Source organism: Microbacterium sp. Kw_RZR3 (assembly GCF_029222405.1).
Classification (GTDB): Bacteria; Actinomycetota; Actinomycetes; order Actinomycetales; family Microbacteriaceae; genus Microbacterium.
The window spans coordinates 1-4,378 of the sequence record NZ_JARHXC010000083.1 but is presented as its reverse complement, the minus strand read 5'-3'; the positions used below and the strand labels follow the sequence as shown (position 1 = coordinate 4,378).

Annotated in this window: 4 protein-coding genes; 3 read left to right on the top strand and 1 reads right to left on the bottom strand. The window is 69.7% G+C overall.

Translation table 11 applies throughout. The annotated features are described in order from the left end of the window. Positions 1-12: 12 nt before the first annotated feature. Positions 13-1,437, bottom strand: a complete 1,425-nt coding sequence (locus P2P98_RS04590) for a cation:dicarboxylase symporter family transporter (RefSeq protein ID WP_275797624.1) — start codon at positions 1,435-1,437, stop codon at positions 13-15. Positions 1,438-1,571: 134 nt separating this feature from the next. Between P2P98_RS04590 and P2P98_RS04585 the strand changes: the two genes are divergently transcribed. The 3 genes from P2P98_RS04585 to P2P98_RS04575 all read left to right on the top strand — a co-directional run. Then, positions 1,572-3,170, top strand: coding sequence for an ATP-binding protein (locus tag P2P98_RS04585; RefSeq protein ID WP_275797622.1), 1,599 nt, complete (start codon positions 1,572-1,574; stop codon positions 3,168-3,170). Next, a complete protein-coding gene (locus tag P2P98_RS04580; RefSeq protein WP_275797620.1) occupies positions 3,167-3,862 on the top strand; it encodes a response regulator in 696 nt (231 codons plus the stop codon). The genes P2P98_RS04585 and P2P98_RS04580 overlap by 4 nt, the downstream gene beginning before the upstream one ends. Before the next feature lie 235 nt (positions 3,863-4,097). After that, the coding region (locus P2P98_RS04575; RefSeq protein WP_275797618.1) for a GIY-YIG nuclease family protein at positions 4,098-4,378 on the top strand (281 nt) is incomplete at its 3' end.

Genomic DNA, 4,378 nt, shown 5'->3' with positions numbered 1-4,378 from the left:
CGTGGGTCAGGCTCACGAGCGACCCTTCGCCGCAGCCTCCGCCTCGGCCTGAGCGCGGAAGGCGTTGAGCGCCTGCGTGTCGACCGTCGCGGGGAGCTCGGTCTTGGCATCCGCGGGCGTCGCGGAGTGGTCGTGACCGGTGAGGAGCGTCTCGTCGAACGGGATGTTGCCGGCGAGCACCTCGCGGACGCGCTGTCCGTCGTACTGCTTGGTCCAAGCGCCGATGAGCATGGTTGCAACCGCGTTGCCGGTGAAGTTGGTGACCGCGCGGGCCTCCGACATGAAGCGGTCGATGCCGACGATGACGCCGACGCCGTTGACCAGGTCGGGGCGGTAGGCCGAGAGGCCGCCGGCGAGGGTCGCGAGACCGGCACCGGTGACGCCGGCCGCGCCCTTGGAGGCGATGATCATGAAGATCAGGAGGCCGATCTGCTCGGGGATCGACATCGGGGCGCCCATGGCGGTCGCGATGAAGAGGGACGCCATCGTCAGGTAGATCGCGGTGCCGTCGAGGTTGAACGAGTAGCCGGTCGGGACGGTGATGCCGACGACGGGCTTCGAGACGCCGAGGTGCTCCATCTTGGCGATGAGGCGGGGAAGAGCGGCCTCCGACGAGGAGGTGCCGACGATGAGCAGGTACTCGCGGCCCAGGTACTTCATGAGCGAGAAGATGTTGACGCGGGTGACGGCGAACAGCAGACCGCCCAGGACGACCGCGATGAAGAGGAAGCACGTCAGGTAGAACGCACCCATCAGGATGCCGAGGCTGATGACCGCACCGAAACCGGTCTTGCCGACGACCGCGGCGATGGCGCCGAAGGCACCGACCGGAGCGAGCCACAGGATCATGCCGAGGATCCGGAAGACCAGGACCTGGAAGTTCTTGATGCCCTCGACCATGCGCGCCCCGCGCTCGCCCATCCCCTGCAGCGCGAAGCCGACGAGAAGTGCGATGAACAGCACCTGGAGGATGCTGCCGCCCGTGAAGGCCGAGAAGAACGTCGTCGGAATGATGCCCAGGATGAAGTCCTGCGTCGTCGTCGCCTCGGGAACGGCGTCGTACTGCGCACCGGCGATGTTGAGGCCCTCGCCGGGGTGGATGATGTTGCCCACGAACAGGCCGATGCCGAGCGCGAAGGTCGACATCACGAGGAAGTAGCCGAGCGCCAGGCCACCGATCTTGCCGACCGTGGAGGCCTTGGCGATCGAGCCGATGCCCACGACGATCGTGCAGAAGATCACGGGAGCGATCATCATCTTGATCAGGCTGACGAAGCCCTTGCCGATGGGCTCGAGGGTCGTCGCGAATGCGGGAGCGACGAGGCCGACGATCACACCGGCGACGACCGCGAGGATGACCGAGATGTAGAGCCAGTGGTTGCGGTCGATCCTTTTGCGAGGCCGACCGTCGCGCGTGGTGCGGAGTGAGAGTGCCACGGGTGATTCCCCTTTTCTAACGCCTTCGTTGAGTCCGGCGGGGGCGCCGGTCGATGTGAAGACTTTGATCGAGGCGGGACGGGGGAACCATTTGTGGTCGTATTGTTCACGGCAGGCGCGACGAAGGGTGTGACATGCGGCTGAGCGTGGGTGGGCGGTTGGCGCTCGTCTCCCTCGGCGTCGTCGTGCTCGTCGCCGGTGTGCTCGCGGTGCTGCTGTCGTTCCAGCTCAGCGACTCGGGGCAGCGCCAGGCCGAACAGGTCACCCGCTCGGTCGCCGAGACCCTGGCGCACGAGCCCGACGTAGCCGCCCTCGTCGCGCGGCGCGACTCTGCGACCCTGCAGCCCATGGTCGAGTCGATCCTCGGCGACGCCGACCTCTCGTTCGTCACGATCATGACGCCGGACGGCATCCGCCTCACCCACCGCAATCGCTCCGAGATCGGGCAGCAGTACCAGGGCTCACGCGAGGAGGCGCTCGCCGGTCAGACCTACACCGAGGTGTACGAGGGCACCCTCGGCCCGTCGGTGCGCACGATCGCGCCGATCCGCGAAGGCGGCGACGAGGACGGCCCGATCGTCGGGCTCGTCTCGGTCGGGGTCACCCTGGGCGCCGTGCAGCAGGACCTCGCCGCTCGCGTGCCGTTGATCGCCGTGGCATCCGCCGCCATCGTCGGCGTCGGCGTGCTCGGGGCGCTGTACGTGCGCCGCAGCGCGCGACGGGTCACGGGGTCGTACACCCCGGCCGAGCTGTCGCGGCTCGTCGAAAGCTACGAGACGGTGCTGCACTCGCTGCGCGAGGGGCTCGTCGTCACCGACCGCGAGGGACGGATCGTGCTCTACAACGACGAGGCCGCCGACCTGCTCGGGCTCCCGCCCGCGACGATGGGCCAGGTCTCGCTCGATCCGCACGACGTCGACATGGATGCCACCCTCGCCGAGGCCATCTCGACGGGTCGCCGCATGGTCGAGGAGACGGTGGTCAACGGCGATCGCGTCCTGCTCGTCAACCAGGAGGACGCGCGAGACCTCAACGGACGGCGGGCGCCCGAGCGCGGACACGTCATGACGCTCCGCGACCGCTCCGAACTGCAGGCGCTGCTCGGCGAGCTCGAAGGCGTCCGCACGCTCAGCGACACCCTCCGCTCGCAGACCCACGAGCACGGCAACCGCCTCCACGCGCTGCTGGCGCTGCTGGAGCTCGGGCGGCTCGATGACGCGCGGCGGTTGATCGTGGCATCCACCGGTGAACGCCAGGAACTGGCCGACCGGCTGGTCTCGGACGACGAGGATGCTGTGGTGGTCGCCCTTCTGCTGGGCAAGCTCGACGAGGCGGCCGAGCGCGGCGTGCGCCTCGACCTCGACGTGTCGGAGCCGAGGCCGAGGCTGCCGCTCGCGCCCGCGGAAGCGGTGACGGTCGTGGGGAATCTCGTCGACAACGCCCTGGATGCCGCCGCCTCGGGCGCGGAGCCGCGCTGGGTGCGCGCGGCCCTGGCGGAGAAGGGCGGCGACGTCGCGATCGAGGTGTCGGACAGCGGGGGCGGGTTCGACCCGTCGCTGCCCGACCCCTTTGCGTTCGGCGCATCGACGAAGACGGAGCAGGCACCGGGCGGGCGCGGCGTCGGGCTCGCACTCGTGCGCGATATCGTGGCCGCCCGGGGCGGAACCCTGCAGATCACCGGCGACCCGACGACGGTGCGGGTGTTCCTGCCGTCGGTGGAGGAGGAGTCGTGATCCGGGTGCTCGTCGTGGACGACGACGCCCTCGCCCTCGAGCTGCACTCGGCGTACGTCGCGCGGGTGCCGGGCTTCAAGGTCGCGGGACAGGCGTCCGGAGCGCGCGCGGCCCTCACCGCCCTCGCCGACCCGGAGCGGCGGATCGACCTCGTGCTGCTCGACATGACCATGCCCGACGGCAACGGCCTCGACGTCGCGCGGCGGGTGCGCGCGGCCGGGTCGGGCGTCGACATCATCGCCGTGACGGCCGTGCGCGATGCGGCGACGGTCCGAGCCGCCGTGTCGATCGGCGTCGTGCAGTACCTCATCAAGCCGTTCGCGTTCGCGGCGTTCCGCGAGCGCCTCGATGCCTACCGCACCTATGTCGAGGGCCTCGACCGCGCGGCCGGTGACGCGACGCAGTCCGAGGTCGACGCGCTGCTCGGATCGCTGCGCACCGTCACCCCGCCGGTGCTGCCGAAGGGCCTGAGCGACGAGACGCTGCAGGCCGTCGCGGAACGTGTGCGCACGGCATCCGGAGCCGTGTCGTCGACCGAGGTCGGCGAGACCGAGGGCATGTCGCGCGTGACGGCGCGCCGCTACCTCGAGCACCTCGCCGACGTCGGGCGGGTGCGCCGCGTTCCCCGGTACGGGGGCCAAGGCCGCCCCGAGATCACGTACGCGTGGGTGCGGGCGGGGGGTGGCCTCTGATTCACGCGAGGTCCCTGAGCCCACGCGAGGTCCCTGAGCCCACGCGAGGTCCCTGAGCTTGTCGAAGGGACCGGAGGCTTCGACAAGCTCAGCCACCTCCGCCGCACCGAGACCTCCAGCTACGCGAGGTCCCTGAGCCCACGCGAGGTCCCTGAGCTTGTCGAAGGGACCGGACCCGACGCGACGTTCTCCACAGTCTCCGCGAGCAGTCGCCACAGGCTGCCATGATCACGGGATGCCTTGGGCCTACATCCTCGAATGCCGCGGCGGTGCGCTATACGTCGGGAGTACCGGCCGCGAACTCGAGAGTCGCGTGTGGGAGCACAACAACGACGATGACCTGGCGGCATCCTTCACCCGGAAACGTCGACCCGTTCGGCTCGTCTATGCGGAATGGTTCGACGCGGTCGAGCTAGCCTTCACGCGCGAGAAGCAGCTACAGGGGTGGCGCCGGGAGAAGAAGCTCGCACTTATCGCCGAGCGGGGCGCAGATCTTCCCCGGCTGTCGCGCTGCGG